This is a genomic window from Desulfovibrio sp. Huiquan2017, from assembly GCF_017351175.1.
Taxonomy (GTDB): Bacteria; Desulfobacterota; Desulfovibrionia; order Desulfovibrionales; family Desulfovibrionaceae; genus Pseudodesulfovibrio.
The window spans coordinates 1-17845 of the sequence record NZ_JAFMPN010000020.1 but is presented as its reverse complement, the minus strand read 5'-3'; the positions used below and the strand labels follow the sequence as shown (position 1 = coordinate 17845).

Genomic DNA, 17845 nt, shown 5'->3' with positions numbered 1-17845 from the left:
TTAGGGGCGGAAACGAGCCGTCTACTGCGCGGCGACCTTGTCCGCAGCGCCCTGGCCCGGATCAAGAGTCATGCCCGGTTTGACCTTATTGGCCCCGTTGACGATCACGCGTTCGCCCGGCTCCAGGCCGTCGAGGATCTGCCAGAGGTCGCCCCGCATTTCGCCGGTCTTGATCGAGCGCAACTGGACCGTATTCTTCTCATCCAGCACGAAGACGGTGGAACCGCCGACCTGGGACATGGATACCGCGCGCTGGGGAATATAGATGGTCGTTCCATCCTCAGGCAGCTTGATCTGTATGCGGACGAACAATCCGGGTAAAAGCATGCCGTCACTGTTGGGGAATTCGCACCGCAGGGAGACCTGACCGGTCTTTTCATCCACGGACACGTCCGAGAAAAGCAGACGGCCCTTTTCGGTGTAGTCCACGTTGTCGATGAGCACCGAAACCTCGGGCTCCTTGCCTGCGCCCTTGTTCGCATTCATGGCCGCCCGGACCTGGAGATACTGGGCCACGGGCTGGTTGATGTCGGCGTAAATGGGATCGAGCTGTTGAATCTTGGCCAGGGCGGTGGCCTCGTTCTTGCCGACCAGGGCACCTTCCGTGACAAAGGCGGCGCCGATTTTCCCGGAGATAGGCGCTTCCACGGTGGCGTAGCTCAGGTCCAGGCTGGAGGTCCTGACTGCCGCCTCGGCGGCTTCCTTTTCCGCCTTGGCGACCTTGTAGTTGGCGGCGGCGGTATCATAGTCCTGCTGGCTGATGACCTTGGCTGTGAGCAAGGGGGCGTAGCGGTTCAAGGTGGCCTCGTAGTCGGCCAGATTGGCTTCCGCCTTGGCCAGATCGGCTTTGGCCTGGGCCTGGTTCGCCAGGAACGAGGCCGGATCTATGTGGAAGAGGACCTGCCCCTTCTTGACGAAGCTGCCTTCCTCGAAGTCTCGGCTGATCAGGATGCCGGCCACGCGGGCTCTGACCTCGGCATTTCTGACTGCGGATATGCGGCCGGGCAGCTGCATTATTTTATTGAACGGAGTAGCCTTCACAGTGAGGATATCAACCTTGGGCATATGCGGCTGTGCCGTATGGGCCTGGACCTGTTCATCGTTGTTGCACCCGGAAAAGGCGAACAGGGCGGTCAAGGCCAAAATCAGCGACAACCAAGAGGTCTTGATGCGCATCGTTTTGTCTTCTCCCTAAATTGTTTGATTATGCGGCGCGAAAGACCGGTGGATCCTTGGCGGTGTTCTCAATGGACACCTATAACAGCACGGGAGGTTAAGAAGCGGTTAACGATTGGTATCCATTTCGACGGCACGACAGGATGGAACGGCATGTGTATTGACAACACTTTTGATTCATTAAATATTTTTAAGCAAAGCCGAAATCCGGGCATTCCCGATTCATCACTTGCCGCCATGCTTCCTTGGCGCATCGTCCGAATGAGTTTTGGCGGCGTGCTCGCTGTGTCCACGACCGGGGGGCTTGACGAATCGAACAGTTGATTGGAGCGTCCTCTAAAGGACACTCCCGTTGACAGACTCCCCCCTGCGAGTAGAATAGCTAACAAGTAGAATTATGACCACACCAGCACGCAACACACTACCGGAGGTCACCAATGTCCTTTCACAGTAAACTTCTTTATCTTTTCCTTTTCTTCACCGCAGGGCTGTTCGCCCTTCCGGCTTTGGCGTCCGCCTGCACGGGCATGCGCGTGATCGCCGAGGACGGTTCCGTAATTTGGACCCGCTCCATGGAGTTCGGCAGCGACATCCAGTCATCGCTGATAGTTTCCCCGCATGGAATGAAGTGGGTTTCGGACGCCCCCGGCCAAAACAAAGGCTTGCGCTGGACCGCCAAATACGGCTTTGTCGGCCCTACCGCCTGGAATATGCCGCTCCCCATCGAGGGCATGAACGAACAGGGCCTGTATGCGGGCGGATTCTGGATGGTCACGGGAGAGACCCGTTTCCCCGACGTGAAGGCCGCTGAATATCCCCATACCGTGGCCCAAACGTACATGGTGGCATGGCTGTTGACGAATTTCTCCACCGTGGACGAGGTCAAGGCCGCCCTGCCCAAGATCGCGGTCGCAGGCGTGGAAGTCGCGGCTCTTCACACGACCCCCCTGGCCCATTGGTACGTCATGGACGCCACAGGCAAAGGCGTCGTCATCGAGTCCATCAACGGCAAGGTAACCATCCAGGACAACCCGGTGGGCGTCCTCACCAACTCGCCCTCCTTCGACTGGCATCTGACGCATCTGCGCCAGTTCATCAACTTGCACCCGGACAACGTGGCTTCCACCAAGCTCGGCGATTATTCGCTGAGCCCTCTGGGAGAGGGAACGGGCATGCTCGGGCTCCCCGGCGACTTCACTCCGCCGTCCCGCTTCGTCCGCGCGGCCTATCTGGTCAACGCCGTGAATCAGCCGGCCAACGCCGACGAGGCCGTATCCCTGGGCATGAACCTCATCGCCGGCTTCGCCATCTCCAAAGGTATCTCCCGGGGCATAGGCGCCGATGGGAAGCCGGAATTCGACTACACCCAATGGACCACCGTCTACGATCTGGCGCGCAAGGCCCTGTACATGCGCACCTATGAGAACCAGAACTACAAGGTCGTCCATTTCAACAAGCTGTCCCTGGGCGGCGGCAAGAACCTCACCATTCCCTTGGATCGCGGCTTCGGTCCTTACGAAGACGTCAGCGGCCAGGCCAAGTAACCCACTTCCAACGCCAATAAAGCGAAGGGGCCCGCAGGCGCATCCTGCGGGCCCCTTCCATCCTCTCGCGCATTGAACAACGCGCTCCACGGAATGCGGAGATAGACGCCGCCTTAACCTGTCGCGGCGCGTTGCTTCCCCCTTGAATTCTCCGGCACATCCACATCATCCGCCCCGGCACACCGCGGGCGTGCAGTACATCCGCACCATGTCCATAGTCCAACCGCCGCCCGCCAGCGATGCTCACTTTGATTCGTCGCGGCTCAGCGGACGCCGCCCCGGCACGACCCCGGATGCAGGGACTCGCGCACCCGGCAGAGGAAGGTCCGGTTTCGCGCCGAACCCTCGCCCGTGTGGCGGTAGATGAACACCTTGACGTAGTCGGTCAGGAAAGCCCAGACCAGGGAATAGGCCCAAACCAGGCCGATGGCTCCCCAACCGATGGGGGCGATGAGGCCGAAGCCCCAGGCGGCCAGGAAGGTCCCCAAAAGCTTGGTGCCCACGGCGGACCAGACCATCACCGGCGCGGGATACGGCGGCTTCCAGAAGTGCCCTCGGCTGCGCGAGACGAACAGGGTCAGGTGACCGGATACGGCCATCTTCAGGAAGATGTAGGTCTGAACCTCGGCGATGGACAGGTGCAGCCAACTCAGTCCGAGGTAGAGCATCAGGAAGCTGCCGAAGACCCCGGTCAGACCCATGGCCAGCGAGACGGACAGGACCCGGTGCATGTCCCAGCGGACCGGATTGGGATCGAGCCAGGTGCGGTCGTAGGCGATGGTGATGATCGGCACGTCGTTCAAAAAGGCCAGCAAGATGATCATGATGGCCGTGATGGGGTAGAAATTGAAGGCGATCATGGCCAGGACCACGAAGATCATGATGCGGATAGTCTCGGTGATGCGATAGATGGCGTAGCTGTCCATGCGCTCGAAGATACGCCGGGCCTCCTCCACCGCGTGAATGATCACCGAGATACCCGGCGCGGTCAGAACCAGGTCGGCGGCCATGCGCGCGGCGTCCGTGGCGCCGCTCACGGCGATGCCCATGTCGGCCTGCTTCAGGGCGGGCGCGTCGTTGACCCCGTCGCCGGTCATGCCCACGATGTGATCGTGCGACTGCAGCAGCTTGACGATGTTGTACTTGTGCTCCGGGAAGACCTGGGCGAAACCGTCGGCCTTCTCCACTTCCGCGGCGGCATTCTTGTCCGCGCCGTCCGCATTCCCGTCGGCTTTGAGCCACTGCCCGGCCACGGAGATATTCTTGCCCAGGTTCAACTGGCCCGAAATCTCCCTGGCGATGGCCAGATTGTCGCCGGTGACCATCTTGACCTCGATGCCGTGTTTCCCGGCTTGTTCGATGGTCTCCCGCGAATCCTCGCGCGGCGGATCGAACAACGGCAGGATGCCCAAAAAGCGCCACTGCCCGTCCTCGTCGCTGCGGGCCACGCCAATGGTCCGGTACCCCTTGGCCGCAAATTCCTCGGAGGCTTCCTCGGCCCGGGAACGGATGGCGTCGTCCACCCAGGACAGATCCAGGATGACCTGGAGCGCGCCCTTGCTGACCTTGAATTCTCTGCCGTCCGGCCCCTTGATCTCGGCTTCGGTACGCTTGCCCACCGGGTCGAAGGGCACGAACTTATCCTGGACATAGCCGGACAGGACGGCCTTGTCCCCGAGCCCGTCCATGACCGCGATGTCGATGGCGTCCTCGTTCTCGGCCTTGGACGCCAGGCTTCCGGCCAGGATGAGATCGGCCTTGTCCTCGGCCGCGAAGACCACGGGCTCGCCGAGCTTGAGCTTGTTCTGGGTCAGGGTCCCGGTCTTGTCCGAACAGAGGATATCCATGCCCGCCATCTCCTCGATGGACTCCAGGCGGGAGACGATGGCCTTGTCCCTGGACAGGGCCAGGGCGCCCACAGCCATGGTCACGGAGAGCACGGCGGGCATGGCCACCGGGATGGAGGCCACGGTCAGGATCAGGGCGAACTGGACCAGTTCGAGAAACGGGGTACCCCGAAAGAGCTGAACCACGATGAGCACGGCCACCAGGGCCAGGCTGAGAAAGATCAGGTAGTCGCCGATGCGGATGACCGCTTTCTGGAAATGCGAGACCGCCTTGGCGTCGGACACCAGCCGGGCGGTCTTGCCGAAAAAGGTCTCCCCGCCCGTGGCCGTGACAACGGCCTCCATCTCGCCTTGCCGGGCCACGGCCCCGGAATAGGCCAGGTTGCCCACGCCCTTTTGCACGGGCAGGGACTCGCCGGTCAGGGCGGACTGGTCCACGCTGAGAAAATCGCCGTCCACCAAACGGCAGTCGGCCGGGATGATGTCGCCCATGCGCAGGCGGATGACGTCGCCGGGCACGAGATCGCGGGCATCCACGCTCCGCCATTCGCCATCGCGCAGCACCCGCCCCTTGAGGGCCAGCTTGCTCCTGAGGGCGTCCACGGCGTTGCCCGCCTGATACTCCTGCCAGAAACCGACCACCGCGTTGAAGACCAGCAGGGCCAGAATAATGACAAAATCCGCCCAATGGCGCACGGCCAGAGAGAGGATGGCGGCCACCTCGATCATCCAGGGAATGGGTCCCCAGAAATAGCCGAGGAATTGCATCAGGGGGCTGACCCTGTGCTCCTCCAGGGCATTGGGGCCGAATTTCGCCAGTCGCCTGGCGGCCTCGGCGGCGTCCAGCCCCTGCGGGCCGCTATGCAGGGCCTCGAAAACCTCTTCGGGGCGTTGATAGTCCGGTTCGTTCGTGTTCGTATTCTGTGTGCCCATCTTCTTGTCCTCCGCTTGAAACGCCTGCCATGCGGGCCGGGTTGTATTGCCTGTCGATCCGGTTGCGGACCACGTCGGCGTCCGTCCGCGATCCCACGGGCGAAACAATACTGATACCGGCAACCATAGCACATGTGGTTCGTTTTGGGAAAGGGACAGGCCGTGAGGAGAGTGTGTCGAACTGGTTCCGGCCGCTGCATGGCAACAGCCCCAATTCACAGGTGATCAACGCCGAGGCTGAAGCAATGGCGCGGACCGTCACCCAATCGTTGCAAAGGCGGGCGTTATCCCGGACCGGATCAGGGCGTTTCCGGAAGCAGGCGCACGCCCCCCCGCGCACCCGGTCTAAGGCGCGGTTCGAAGGCCGGACAATGGGCCTCCACGAGCGGGACCTCCGGGTCCTCGGCAAAGCGCAGGAGATAGCGCACGTAGGAGCCCATGAACAGGGCTTCGGCCACCTCGAAAGGGCCGTTCCCATCCGGTTCCGGTCGGACCCGCTCCGGGCGCAGGACCACCAGGGAGCGGCTCGCGTCCCTATCCAGAGGGCCGAACACCCGCTCCATACGCCGGATTTCCCCGTCCCCGACAAAGCAGTTGGCGCTGCCCAGGAATCTGGCGGCGAAAGCCGAGGCCGGGTGCCGGTAAAGCTCCTCGGGAGCGCCCTCCTGCTCCAGCCGCCCGTCGCGCATGAGCACGATGCGGTCGGCCAGGGCGAAGGCCTCCTCCTTGTCGTGGGTGACGAAGACCGTGGTGATGCCGAGCCTGCGCCGCAATTCGGCCAGTTCAAAACGCATGGCCTCGCGCAGCCGGGCGTCCAGGTTGGAAAAGGGCTCGTCGAGCAGGAGCGCGCCCGGCCCGGTGACCAGGGCGCGGGCCAGGGCCACCCGCTGCTGCTCCCCGCCTGAAAGCTCATGCACCCGGCGACCCGCATGGCCGTCCAGGCGGACCATGGACAAGGCGTCCAGGGCCGCCCCACGGACCGCCGTCCCGTCCATGCCGCCCCGGCTGCGCAGCCCGTAGGCCACATTGTCGAACACATCCATGTGCGGGAACAGGGCGTAGCTCTGAAAAACGAAGCCGATGTTGCGTTTTTGCGGAGGCAAACCACGCATGTCGCGCCCGTTGATGCGCACGGTCCCGCCGTCCGGCCGCTCCAGTCCGGCGATAAGGCGCAGAGCGGTGGATTTGCCGCACCCGGACGGGCCAAGCAGGCAGCACAGTTCGCCGGACGCGAGGCGCACGGTCAGGTCGGCCACCGCCGGGGTCCCGGCATAGGCCTTGGTCACTCCGGCCAGTTCAATGTCAGCCCCGGCCGGGGAACGGGAGTCGGTCGTCAAGCGCATGGCGTTTCCTGTTTCGGGTTGAGGCCAGGACGATGAGCGCCGCACCCGCGCCCGCCATGGCCAGCATGATGGTGGAAAAGGCGGCCGCTTGTCCCACTTCGCCCCGGACCACGGCTTCGAACACGTCCACGGACAACAGCCGCGTGCCCGGAGTGATGATGAAGATGATGGACCCCAAGGCCTGGACCGAGGTGACGAAGGCGTACAGGCCGCCCGCCAGCATGGCCCCGCGCACCGAAGGCAGGACCACCCGGAGAAAGGTCCGCGTGCGTGACGCCCCCAGGCAGAGGGAGGCCTCCTCCTGGGCGCGGTCCTGGCGGGCCAGGACCGAGGCCCCGGCGCGCAGCCCCATGGGCAGCTTGCGAACCACCAGGTTGAGGACCACGATGGCCCAGGTGCCGGTCAGGATGAACGGCGGCCGGTTGAAGGCCAGGGCGTAGCCCACGCCGATGAAGGTGCCGGGCACGGCGAAAGGCAGGGTGGCCAGGACGTCCAGCGTGCGCGCACCGGGAATGCGCACCCTTTTTATCAGGTAGGCGAGCACCTGCCCGCCCAGGGCGGACAGCGCCCCCACGGCCAGGGAAAAGACCAGGGTGTTCCGGGCGCTGGTGAAGCCGCGCGTGAACACGGTCTCGAAATACATGAGGGTGGGCGCGAAGCCGCTCCCGGCATTGCGGGTGAAGGCGGCCAAAAGCACAGCCCCGAGCAGGGCCAGCATGAACAGGGAAAAGAGCAGGCAGACGAACCAGACCGCCCAGCCCGGCCAGCCCAGATCGAGTTTGACCACAGGCCGGGACTGGTCCATGACCCGATCACGGCCGAAACGCGATTCGAGCGCGCCGTAGCCCGAGTAGGCCAGCAGGCAGAATCCCAGCAAAATCACGTTCAAGGCCGAGGCCGAGGCCGCGTCGTAGCGCCCGATAAGCTGGGTATAGGAAGCCGAGGCCAGGGTGTCGAAGGGACCGCCGACCACCAGCGGGGTGCCGAAATCGGACATGGAGTGCATGAAGTTGAGCAGGAAGGCGGCCGCGCCCAGCGGCGAGGCCAGGGCGAGGGTGATGGTCCGCAGCACGCGCCACGGCCCTGCCCCCAGGTTGGCGGCGGCTTCCTCCAGGGTGGGGTCGATATGGCGCAGGGCCGCCAGGGACAAGAGAAAGGCCGTGGTGGTCTGATCCACGGTCTGAAGCGCCAACACGCTCTTCCAACTGTACACGTCCCAGGATATGTGCAGCCAACGATACGTGACCAGCCCGTTGCGTCCAAAGAGAAAGATGTAGGCGATGGAGGTGACGAAGCCGGGCAGGATGATGGGCAACAATGCCGTCGCCCCCATGAATTTCCTGAACGGCGCGTTGGTCTTGGACGCCACCACGGCCAGCGCCCCGCCCATGAGCGAGGCGAGCAGCGACCCGGCCAGGGCCACGCCCAAGCTCGATCCCACGAGGGCCCCCAGGCGCGGGCCGGTCCACAGCCGGGCATAAGCGGAAAGCCCCCACTCCCCGCCCGGGCGCACGCTCTCGACCAGCACGGCCAAGGCAGGATAGCCCACCAGCAGAAGGAGCGCGGCAAAGACCGCGCAGGAGATCAGGTATCCCCTGTTGCGGGGAAAAACGGCGCTCAGCGCGGGCATGCCCGGGTCAACCCTCCACAACGGCGAAGACGGGCCCCCGGCGGATCGCCGAAGGCCCGTCATGCCGGGCTATTGGTATTTGGGAAACCGCTTGTTGAACTCGGCGACCACCCGTTCGCGTTCGTTACCCCAATGGAGGATGTCGTAGGCCACCAGATTGAGGTCGGACAGCCGGGGCACGCCGGGCAGAGGCTCCACATCCGTGGTCGGCACACGGGGCGAGGCCTGCATGAGGACCTTCTGGCCCTCGGGGCTCAGGCACCAGTCCACAAACTTCCGGGCGTTTTCCGGGTGCTTGGCGCCCGCGATGATCGACACCGGCGACGGCCAGGCCAAGACGCCGTCGGACGGATAGATCACGGCCAGCGGCGCGCCGGGGTTCTTGTTGGCCAAAATGTGCGGATCCGGAGCGATGCCCACGGCGAATTCGCCGGAAAGAGCCATCTTGCCCGGGGCCGAGCCGCTCTTGGTCAGGAAGGGAATATTGGCGTAGAGCTTGTCCAGGAATGGCCAGCCGGCCTTTTCCCCCTTGATCTGGAGAATGCCCGAGACCGTGGTGTAGGCCGTGCCCGAGGTGTTCAGATTGGAGGCCGAGACCTCGTCGCGATAGTCGGGTGAAGCCAGTTCATCCCAGGTCGCGGGCACCGCGAGCCCCTTGCCCGCCAGCCGGTCCTTGTTGGCCAGAAAGCCGACCACCACAAGAGAAACGCCGGTCCAGTAGCCATCCGGGTCCTTGAAGGCGTTGTCCACCCGGCTCGCGTTGGGGGCCTTGAACGGCGCGGTCAGCCCTTCCTTCTTGGCCTGAATGAAGGCGTCGGACCCGCCGCCGAACCAGACGTCCGCGCCGGGGTTGGCCTTCTCGGCCCGCAGCCGGGTGAGCACCTCGCCCGACGACATGGTCAAAAACTCCACCTTGATCCCGGTGGCCGCCTCGAACTGTTGGGCGATGATCTCGGGCCCGCCGTAGGCCACGTACATGGTCAGTTTTTTCTCCTCGGCCCGGGCCGAGCCCGCCGCCAGGCAGACCGCGACGGCCAAGGCCGCCAAGACGCCCGCGAATTTCAGTGTGCGCATGCCGTACTCCAGCTCCTTGAGGTTCATGCAGGACTTTTCCACCAATACCGGAATCCTATAGCAATAGGGGAATGCCGATAAATTGTTATACAGTATTCATCAGCAAGATCGCATAGGCATACTCTATCCAAACAAGACGGACTTATCCCGCATCGACAGCTTCCCAGAGGTTGACCTCGGCCGGACAGGCCGTCAGGTCGGCGGTAGCCTCGTGCATGGCGGCCATGTGCGGGGTGCGGCCATGGGCCTCCAGATGCGCGGGGCTCTCCCATATTTCGTAGAAGAGGAAGGCGTTGCCATACCCCGAACGGTGCAGGTCGTAGCGCAGGCAGCCGGGCTCGGCGCGAACCGCGTCCACCACCTTGCGCAGTTCCTCTTCCAGCCTCGTCTCGCACCCTTCCCGGGCCATGATCACAGCCGTCACGTAGGTCTTTGCCATATCGGAACTCCTTGGTTGCACCGGGACCACTCTCCGGCGGAAGGCCAGGGTAGCCCAGCCCCGCCGGGCGGGCAACCCGCTGGGAGCGCATTTTTCGGGTCCGCAAAAATTCATGTAACCGCCACCGGGCGGACCGCGATGTTACCACTGTGGGCGGCGCGTTTCCCGCCGCATGGGTTTTCAGGCGGGCCGACGCCGACACAGAGCGCCTTCCCCTGGCCGGGAACCTCGCTGTTCCGATCCGCCGATCCCGAAGGCACGAGGCACCGGGGGCCGCCCCAGGCAGTATCAATTCACCGGGGGCCGCACTTGTGCGCGGCCCGTAACGGAACCCCGGGCGCGGTCCACTTGTGGCGATGCGCCGCATAAGGCATGCTGCGGACATTGATGGCATCTCAACGATAAAAGAGTCGAATGCCCGTACACCAGGACGACGCAAAGGTCATCGAGCGCATTCTCGATGGCGACCGGGACGCCTTCGCGCTCCTGCTCAGGCGGCACGAGGGCCACGTCTCGCGGCTGGTGGCCGCGCATGTGCCCCCCGCCCAGGTGGCCGAGGTGGCCCACGAGGCGTTCATCCGGGCTTACAAGGGGCTGCCGGGGTACCGGCCGATCAAGCCGTTCCGCAACTGGCTGACCACCGTGACCCTGCGCTGCTGCAAGGATTACTGGCGCAGGGAATACCGGAACAGGGAAGCTCCGGTGTGCGACCTGAGCGAGGACGGACAACGCTGGCTGGACATGGCCCTGGCCACATCCTCCACCGAGGCGTTCGAAACCCTGGCCCGGCGGCGGGAACTGGGCGAAATACTGGATGCGGTCCTGAACCGGCTCTCGCCGCTCGACCGCATGGTTTTGACCTTGAGTTATCTGGAGGAACGGCCGGTCAGGGAGACGGCGGAGATGCTCGGCATCAGCGTACCCAACGTCAAGGTGCGCGCCTTCCGGGCCAAACGGAAACTCAAGGGCTTTCTCAAACGCTACGGCATCCAAGGAGAGGAGCATGAAGCGTAAAACCACCACCGAGACCTTTCACACCCTGCTCTGCCGCGTCCACGCGGCCCGCCCGGCCTGGCGGCCGGATCAATCCTGGCACGACGCGGTGCTGCGCGACGGGGCCCGTCTGCACGCCTCGGCCATGAAGGTGAACCTGGACCGGCTGGCTCCCCGCTTCACCCTGGCGGCCGCTGCCGTGTCCGGGGTAAGCCTGCTGACCGCCTTCTGGGTTCTCCATGACCTGCCCTCGCAAATCTTGTCGGTCCTGAGCAGCCAGGCGCTCCATTTCGGCATGCCCGGCCTCGGCATATAAGGAGCGGACCATGACACGATGGAAGATCTGGACCGCGTTCCTGACGGTGTTCCTGGCGGGGGCCTTGTCCGGCGTGGCCGGAACCGGACTGTTTATCAGGCACCGTTTGGCTCCGCCCCCAAACCGCGAGGCGTTCAGGGCGGAAGTCACCGAACGGCTGACCTCCACCCTGTCGGCCGAGCTGCACCTGACCGACGAGGCGACCCGGGCCGTGCGCGCCGAGGTGGCCGCCACCCTGGATCGGCTCGAAACCGTACACGCCGAACTCCGGCCCAAGGCCGAGGTGATCGTTGCCGAGGGCATCGAACAGGTGAAGCGGCACCTGACCGAAGGCCAGCAGGAGGAACTCGACGAGTTGATCAAGCGCAACCGCGAAAAGCCCTTCGGCATCTTCCGCCTGCCGCCGCCCCCTCCGCCGCCGTTTCCCTGAGCCGGTGTAAGACCCCGCCCAAACACAAGTCCCTTGTCCACCTGGACCAAACTTGATAGGGGTCTGGTTCCGGTAGGCATCCGTCTGTCCGGCCCGGAGACGGGGCGCAACCGAGTGCCCTCCGAGCCGCCCGCAGAGGGGGAAGCGACTGCCGCGTATCCCGATACGCAAAGGCCCCGCTCCCCCTGGCGTCACAGCAAACGACGCGCAAGAGCGATTTTTTCGCGTAGGCGCGTCGGATGCGAGGCGCAAAGGGATTTCAGGGCCGCCGCGTATTCCAAATACGCACGGATCTGAAATCGCCGCAGCAACGAAGCAGACGGCGTGCCTACGCGAAAAACTCACGGAAGCGTTTCGGCACCGGTGTGTCGCTTGGTCTTCAAAACCAATGTGTGGCAGTGATGTCACGGGCAGGTTCGACTCCTGTACGCTTCCGCCAATCGATCACAAGGGCCTGTTATGCAGGCCTTTTCCCTTTCAGGCCACCTAACACCCTGTTCTCGCGACACAAACTAGGACGGTTTTAGGACGATCCGACGTCAAATCGACCTAGTGCGAGGCCATCATGAGCGACTACCTGACGCTCCAAGGAACGACCTACCACTTTCGCTACTTCATCCCGGAACCGCTGCAACCGACCATCGGGAAGAAGATCATCAAAATCAGCCTGAAAACGGGCCGTAAACGCCTTGCCAAGCGTAAGGCAGGGCAGTTAGCCTCTGCGACCCGGAACTTCCTTCACAAGGCAAAGGAGAGCGACGTAATGGACCCGCAGGCATTGCAGCAGACTCTGCGCACCTACCTGAAATATCTCATCGACATGGATGATGCGCTCAGAGCCGCTCCGGCGTCATCCAAACCGACACCCCCTGAAGACTCGCTTCTCCCTCCCACGGCTGGACCGGCCATCGCCGAGGCCGAGCTGGCTCGATTCTTCCTCGATAAGGTCACGCAGTCCATGCAGGCAGCGGACAACAAGGGTATCCAGTGCTTCGTCGATGAATATCGATCCATGTGCGGCTTGGAACCGCTCCCGGTGGACTCACTCGAATACAATCTCGTGGCCCGACAAATGCACAAGGTGCTGGTCCAGTTCGCCCATGTCGGCAAACTCCGAGCCGAGGGCGATGTCATTGCGGAACAGGAATATCTCGGCAGACTTTTTCCTGAGTCCACCTTTCACGCCCCCCCATCTCAGATGACTCCAGTGGTTTCACCCCCTGCCCCAGCATTTACAGCAGCGGCGCAGATCGATACCGCCCCTGTCACAGACCTCATCGACGACTTTATCAACGCGACCGATATCACGCGTGAAACGAAGATAAAGTACGACTTCACGATCAGAGAGTTCATAGAGATCGCGGACGTAGAAACCGTTCACGAAATCGACCACCGTTGCATGCGGGACTATATTGATGTTCTGAAATCGCTTCCGCCCAACTACACAAAGCGGCATCCCGATATGTCCGCCGTGGAAGTAGCCAAACTTGACCACGAGAAAGCCGTGTCAGCCCGCACCGTCAACGACAAGATCGGCGTCATGGGCCGTTTCTTCCGGTGGGCCATCAACCAAGGATATATGACGACCAACTTCGCAGACGGCAAACGCCTTCCTAAGGGAAAGCCGCAGCACTCCACACACGAGGCATACACCATCGAGGATTTGCGCAAGATGTTCGCCGCCCCGCAGTATGTGAACGACTCCTTCCGCTCGCCGTACCAGTTCTGGATGGTCCCGCTGGCACTCTACACCGGCGCGAGACAGTCCGAGTTGGCCCAACTGCGATGCGACGACCTCTACAAGGCCGACGACCTCTGGTGCATCCGAATCAGGCCTGATGACGAGGACGACTCATCACGGGTAAAAAACGCCAACGCGATCAGAACTGTTCCCCTGCATCCAGTGTTGACGGATGAACTGGACTTCCCAGCCTTCGTCGAGCGAGTGCACAAGGCAGGACACGACCGAGTCTTCCCTGAAATCAAGCCGAGGCAGGGAAAATACGGGAAGGTCGTCTCACAGTGGTTCAACGACAGGTTCAAGGGAAAACTGGATATCCAGCCGCCGAGGGCCGGATTCAAGAAGGACTTCCACAGCTTCCGCAACACGTTCATCGATGCCGCGAAGCAAGCCCGAGTGGATATCGGCATGATCGAAGAGACTGTCGGCCACGCCAACAGCTTGGGCAACCGTCCGCAGTCGATGTCGGGCGACTACTACGCCAGCCACTACACGGAGAGGATCAGGTACGAGGAGCTGATGTTGAAGGTGGAATTCGACCTCGACATAAAGCACCTGACACGTTCTTTGCAGGTCAAAAAACACTGATCATGATTCGAGGGGCCACCGCCATTTTTACGGTTGCAACCAGTCTCTGTCCGGACGCGCAAGCTGTCGGGCGTTATTGTATGCCATGTCCAAAGTTAGGCAGGTCGCAGCCCGGTAGAAATCACCATGATCATTTACCACTAAGGCCAGATCAGCTCTGGAGGGCTCAGAAATACACAGCGGCAACAGCAGTTGAACCTGTCCTCTATGGAATTGAGGGATTGCGGCTTTGTAGTTTCGGCGGACCCTTTCGATTGCGTTATCGATTGCCCCTTTCAAAAAGGTTTGAAGCATGTAGTTGTCCATAGCATTAAATGGGGCTGGGAAACGCTCTTTGTTGTCTGCGATTATATGCTCGAGGTTGGGGCGGAGCTCTTTTTGAACATCCATAACTAACAGATGAGGATTATCGTAGTAATTCGCCATGTCGGGAAGCTTGGCAAAATCCGTCAGATCGTACTCGCCTCTTCTATACCATCCTGAGAAAAACCACGGCTGTCGCCCCTCAATTTCATTGGGTACAAACATGGCGTATATCGGCTCCTGAGTCTCTGTAACGAGACCAGAATTGAATACAGCCTTCGCACCATCATCTGTAATTTCAATCTTGCCCTCTTCCGCAAGCCGGGCATAGGTGAACCGGACATAGTTCCTCAGCACTGGCAAGGCGTAATCAGACTCTGTGTTCTGATAACCCCAATCCTCCGTTTCGGCCAATTCCGAAAGTTGATCTATGTTCTCGTCGAATCGGGGAAAGAATGCAAAGTCAAACAGTATCTCAGGGAAAGCAGCCATCGTGTGCTCCTTTATTTGTGTGACATATTGCCGGACTGACGCCATCTGTCAAGCAAATAGGGAGTAAAAAGGACATCACAACGGGAGAAGAAAACGATCGTTTTTCTCATCATATAATGAAGTAGAAAACGGTTGACTTATTTCTTCGTAAATGGTCAAGAAAAATCACTCCGTGACGTTTCCGTCTTCACCTTCACTGCCGAGGTCCATATGCCCCATGTCTTCGCCTACATTCGAGTCTCCACCGCCAAGCAGGATCACCAGAATCAGGAGTTGGAAATCCGCCGTTACGCCGACAAGGAAGGCATCAAGATTGACCACTGGTTCCGTCTCGAAGCCAGTAGCCGCAAGTCGACGAAAGAACGCAGACTAGACGAGCTCCTCGAAGAGCTCGAATCCGGAGACACGCTCATTGTCTCCGAACTGTCTCGGCTTGGCCGCTCTCTCTCCCAGATCGTGTTGACCATCGATGCCTTGAGGGAAAAGGATGTGACCTTCATCGCCATCAAGAACGGCATGAAGTTCAACGGCAATCACGACACCACAGCCAAGATTCAGATCGCGATGTTCGGTGTCCTTGCCGAGATTGAGCGAGACCTGATCAGCGAACGCACCAAGATGGGGCTTGAGGCTGCGAAGGCCGATGGGAAGACGCTGGGCAGGCCCGCAGGCTCCCTCGGCAAGTCCAAGCTGGACGGCAAGGAGAAGGAAATCGAAGAGCTCCTCGGCAAGGGGATGACGAGGGCTGCTCTTGCCCGTTACTTCGAGGTCACGCCTCCGACACTGACGTCGTTTCTCAAGACTCGAATGCCGCAACTCCACAAAGCCCACAAGCGGCCTTCGAAGTCCTAGCCGAAGACCATCGACTCCCCCTCCGCGAAGTAACCTGTAAGTGACCCTCTCAGGGAGCTATGCAAAAATTTTGAGAGGCTCACTTTTCCGTGAAATTCTGACCTGTTCTGTCACCCCCTGAGGCACAGGAAAGCGAGCATCTGTAGTGATCGGATATTGCTCATCGTCCTCGGGTGCGCTACAAACTTCCCCCTTGTCTAGGTATATGTGCTGTATATCGGCAACCCACTGACACCAACGCCTGAGAGGCAACAAGCCCACATCGAACACGAATCTCCCCACCTCTTCCCCCTTCATCTTGCGCCTTGGATTCCGGAGCGTGACAGGTGTCACCCCTCGACAACGCCGCACGAAGACGGGGAATCCCACCACCAGCACACAACCCCCTACAGCTCCCTCCAAGCAGATGGGAGGGTTCAAGAAGAGGAGCCGGAACAAGCTCATCAAGGCGATCAATGATCTCACCGCCCAGCCGGAACTGCTGGTGACGCTCACCTACACGGACTCTGTCAGCGAACAGCCTGAGACATGGAAACGGCACCTCGACAACCTTCGCCGAGAAATGAGCCGCAAGCACCCGCAATGCTGGTGGGTATGGAGGATCGAGCCACAAGAGCAGACAGGGAAGCCACACTTCCATCTAGTCGGCTCGCTGGGCGATCAGACAACTTGCGAGGACTTCTGGAACTGGCTCCACCCCACATGGTGTCGAGTTGTTGGCGTCGATCCCAAGAATGCCCAGTTCGCGACGACGGTGAAAGCGATCTCGAAGGACATGGAGAAGCTCTCCCGCTACATGAGCAAGGAAGAGAGTTCCGGCAGCTACCACGGGTTCCGGGAGGCATGGATGAAGCTCACTAACCGATGGGGCATCTTGGGCCGCAATCATGCGCCGTTGGCTCCAGTGATTGACTACGAGGTCGGCCCTGAGACACTGGCAGGAGCCAAGGAGTTGGTCCTCGGCAGTATCGACAGCCAGATGAACGCGCTGCGTGATAAGCTGGCAAGCTCCAGCCCCACGACATCGTTCAAGGACATCAACAAGATGAAGAAAAGTCTGTCCGACAAGCAGGAGCTCAAGAACAAGATCACCCACCTGCAAGACTGGTTCGGCATCCTCGACGCAGATCATGTCGAGGCAATCAAGGAATATCTCGAAGACAGGAAGGCGGCGGGGCTGCTGTAGCCTAGGCTGACACCGGCAAACTACCGACGATTCACCTACGGATTTCGCCGGTTCGCTTTTTTGCGAGAATAGCGCATGGGCCATGGCTTCCGCAGTGGCACAGCGAGAGTCTGGCAGAAGCTGGACGATTTCGGCGACCTGTATTTTTCCGGAAAAGGGGCACGGCTCTTGGGCTGCGCAGGTGCACAAAGGCAAGAATCAAGAGCCATGGTTCCAGGACATCGTCCAGAATCCATATCCTCACTTGAAAAGCGGACGATCCCGAGTCATGATGACCACGACGACACGAACAGAGAACAGGACAAATCGTCAATGATGGCGAAGCGATAAGCAGACCTCCAGCACACTACGGCTACAGGGTCCTGTACGCTTCCGCCAATCGTTAACAAAAGTGCCGATCAGCAATGATCGGCATTTTTCGTTTTCTGAGTTTCCTCAGCAGGCAGACATAAAGCTTACGCTTCCCCTTCTCTTTTGACAGAGGTGAACCGTGCTTACAATCAATCAACACCTGCCCCAAACAATCCGTGAAGAAAGAAGTCAGAACAGCCATGACTCAACATGAACGGCTTACTCGCAAGAGTGAAGAGGCATTGACCTGCCCCCCCCCCCGAAAGCTGGCCCACATCTAATGTTAATCGTATGGGCCACGGCAACACGCATTTCGCCATATTCAATCTCATAGAAAGTTATTTCAAACAGCTCGGATTTGCTTCGGGTAACGGATGGTCGATTATGAGTTTACTTTGAACGCTAGCCAGCGCGGCTAAATACACGCCTGAAAACCTGTCAAGCACAATCGACCGCACCTAGCCTGTTTTTGGGCGACGGCTGTCTGCATTTTGCCGACATGAAGTCGTTGTTGAACGACAACTCCGTGTTTCGCCCATTTGGGCCGAAAAACCCGTGGTACGCTCTCCGCAAACAAAGACAGGGCCGTCAGCTCAGTGGCCCGGAG

Annotated in this window: 15 protein-coding genes and 1 tRNA gene; 9 read left to right on the top strand and 7 right to left on the bottom strand. The window is 60.9% G+C overall.

Annotated features, from left to right (window positions below; genetic code table 11):
* Positions 1 to 21: 21 nt before the first annotated feature.
* Entirely contained in the window at positions 22 to 1176 is a 1155-nt protein-coding gene (locus tag J0909_RS16175; RefSeq protein WP_207264455.1) for an efflux RND transporter periplasmic adaptor subunit, read from the bottom strand.
* A 153-nt stretch (positions 1177 to 1329) separates the two neighbouring features.
* On the opposite strand from J0909_RS16175, the gene J0909_RS16170 reads away from it, so the two are divergent.
* On the top strand, positions 1330 to 1500 hold the full coding sequence (locus J0909_RS16170) for a hypothetical protein (protein ID WP_207264452.1): 171 nt from the start codon (positions 1330 to 1332) through the stop codon (positions 1498 to 1500).
* A gap of 113 nt (positions 1501 to 1613) precedes the next feature.
* The gene (locus J0909_RS16165; RefSeq protein WP_207264449.1) at positions 1614 to 2720 is read left to right on the top strand and encodes a linear amide C-N hydrolase; all 1107 of its coding nucleotides are present in this window, start codon (positions 1614 to 1616) and stop codon (positions 2718 to 2720) included.
* A gap of 263 nt (positions 2721 to 2983) precedes the next feature.
* Here J0909_RS16165 and J0909_RS16160 read toward each other — a convergent pair whose 3' ends face one another.
* From J0909_RS16160 to J0909_RS16140, 5 genes are all read right to left on the bottom strand, one after another.
* On the bottom strand, positions 2984 to 5500 hold the full coding sequence (locus J0909_RS16160) for a plasma-membrane proton-efflux P-type ATPase (RefSeq protein WP_207264447.1): 2517 nt from the start codon (positions 5498 to 5500) through the stop codon (positions 2984 to 2986).
* Positions 5501 to 5799: 299 nt separating this feature from the next.
* The gene (locus tag J0909_RS16155) at positions 5800 to 6843 is read right to left on the bottom strand and encodes an ABC transporter ATP-binding protein (protein ID WP_207264444.1); all 1044 of its coding nucleotides are present in this window, start codon (positions 6841 to 6843) and stop codon (positions 5800 to 5802) included.
* On the bottom strand, positions 6803 to 8473 hold the full coding sequence (locus tag J0909_RS16150) for an ABC transporter permease (protein ID WP_207264441.1): 1671 nt from the start codon (positions 8471 to 8473) through the stop codon (positions 6803 to 6805). The genes J0909_RS16155 and J0909_RS16150 overlap by 41 nt, the downstream gene beginning before the upstream one ends.
* A 69-nt stretch (positions 8474 to 8542) precedes the next feature.
* Positions 8543 to 9574, bottom strand: a complete 1032-nt coding sequence (locus tag J0909_RS16145; RefSeq protein ID WP_207264438.1) for an ABC transporter substrate-binding protein — start codon at positions 9572 to 9574, stop codon at positions 8543 to 8545.
* A gap of 115 nt (positions 9575 to 9689) precedes the next feature.
* A complete protein-coding gene (locus J0909_RS16140) occupies positions 9690 to 9986 on the bottom strand; it encodes a putative quinol monooxygenase (RefSeq protein WP_207264435.1) in 297 nt (98 codons plus the stop codon).
* A 414-nt stretch (positions 9987 to 10400) separates the two neighbouring features.
* Here J0909_RS16140 and J0909_RS16135 point away from each other — a divergent pair, with 414 nt between their 5' ends.
* The 5 genes from J0909_RS16135 (at position 10401) to J0909_RS16115 (ending at position 14054) form a co-directional block, all read left to right on the top strand.
* A complete protein-coding gene (locus J0909_RS16135; RefSeq protein ID WP_207264434.1) occupies positions 10401 to 11000 on the top strand; it encodes an RNA polymerase sigma factor in 600 nt (199 codons plus the stop codon).
* A complete protein-coding gene (locus tag J0909_RS16130; protein WP_207264432.1) occupies positions 10990 to 11295 on the top strand; it encodes a hypothetical protein in 306 nt (101 codons plus the stop codon). Before J0909_RS16135 ends, J0909_RS16130 begins: the two co-directional genes overlap by 11 nt.
* Before the next feature lie 10 nt (positions 11296 to 11305).
* Positions 11306 to 11725 (top strand): hypothetical protein, encoded by a 420-nt coding sequence (locus tag J0909_RS16125; protein ID WP_207264431.1) that lies wholly within the window; start codon positions 11306 to 11308, stop codon positions 11723 to 11725.
* A 345-nt stretch (positions 11726 to 12070) separates the two neighbouring features.
* Positions 12071 to 12164, top strand: a tRNA-Sec gene (locus tag J0909_RS16120).
* Between the two features lie 126 nt (positions 12165 to 12290).
* Positions 12291 to 14054, top strand: coding sequence for a DUF6538 domain-containing protein (locus tag J0909_RS16115; protein WP_207264430.1), 1764 nt, complete (start codon positions 12291 to 12293; stop codon positions 14052 to 14054).
* A 27-nt stretch (positions 14055 to 14081) separates the two neighbouring features.
* Here the strand turns inward: J0909_RS16115 and J0909_RS16110 are convergent, their stop codons facing one another.
* A complete protein-coding gene (locus tag J0909_RS16110; protein ID WP_207264428.1) occupies positions 14082 to 14849 on the bottom strand; it encodes a DUF3825 domain-containing protein in 768 nt (255 codons plus the stop codon).
* A gap of 132 nt (positions 14850 to 14981) precedes the next feature.
* Here J0909_RS16110 and J0909_RS16105 point away from each other — a divergent pair, with 132 nt between their 5' ends.
* Together J0909_RS16105 and J0909_RS16100 are read left to right on the top strand one after the other, a co-directional pair.
* The gene (locus J0909_RS16105; protein ID WP_207264426.1) at positions 14982 to 15701 is read left to right on the top strand and encodes a recombinase family protein; all 720 of its coding nucleotides are present in this window, start codon (positions 14982 to 14984) and stop codon (positions 15699 to 15701) included.
* A gap of 319 nt (positions 15702 to 16020) precedes the next feature.
* Positions 16021 to 16887: a rolling circle replication-associated protein gene (locus J0909_RS16100; RefSeq protein ID WP_207264425.1), complete on the top strand. Its 867-nt coding sequence runs from the start codon at positions 16021 to 16023 to the stop codon at positions 16885 to 16887.
* The last annotated feature ends 958 nt before the right edge of the window (positions 16888 to 17845 follow it).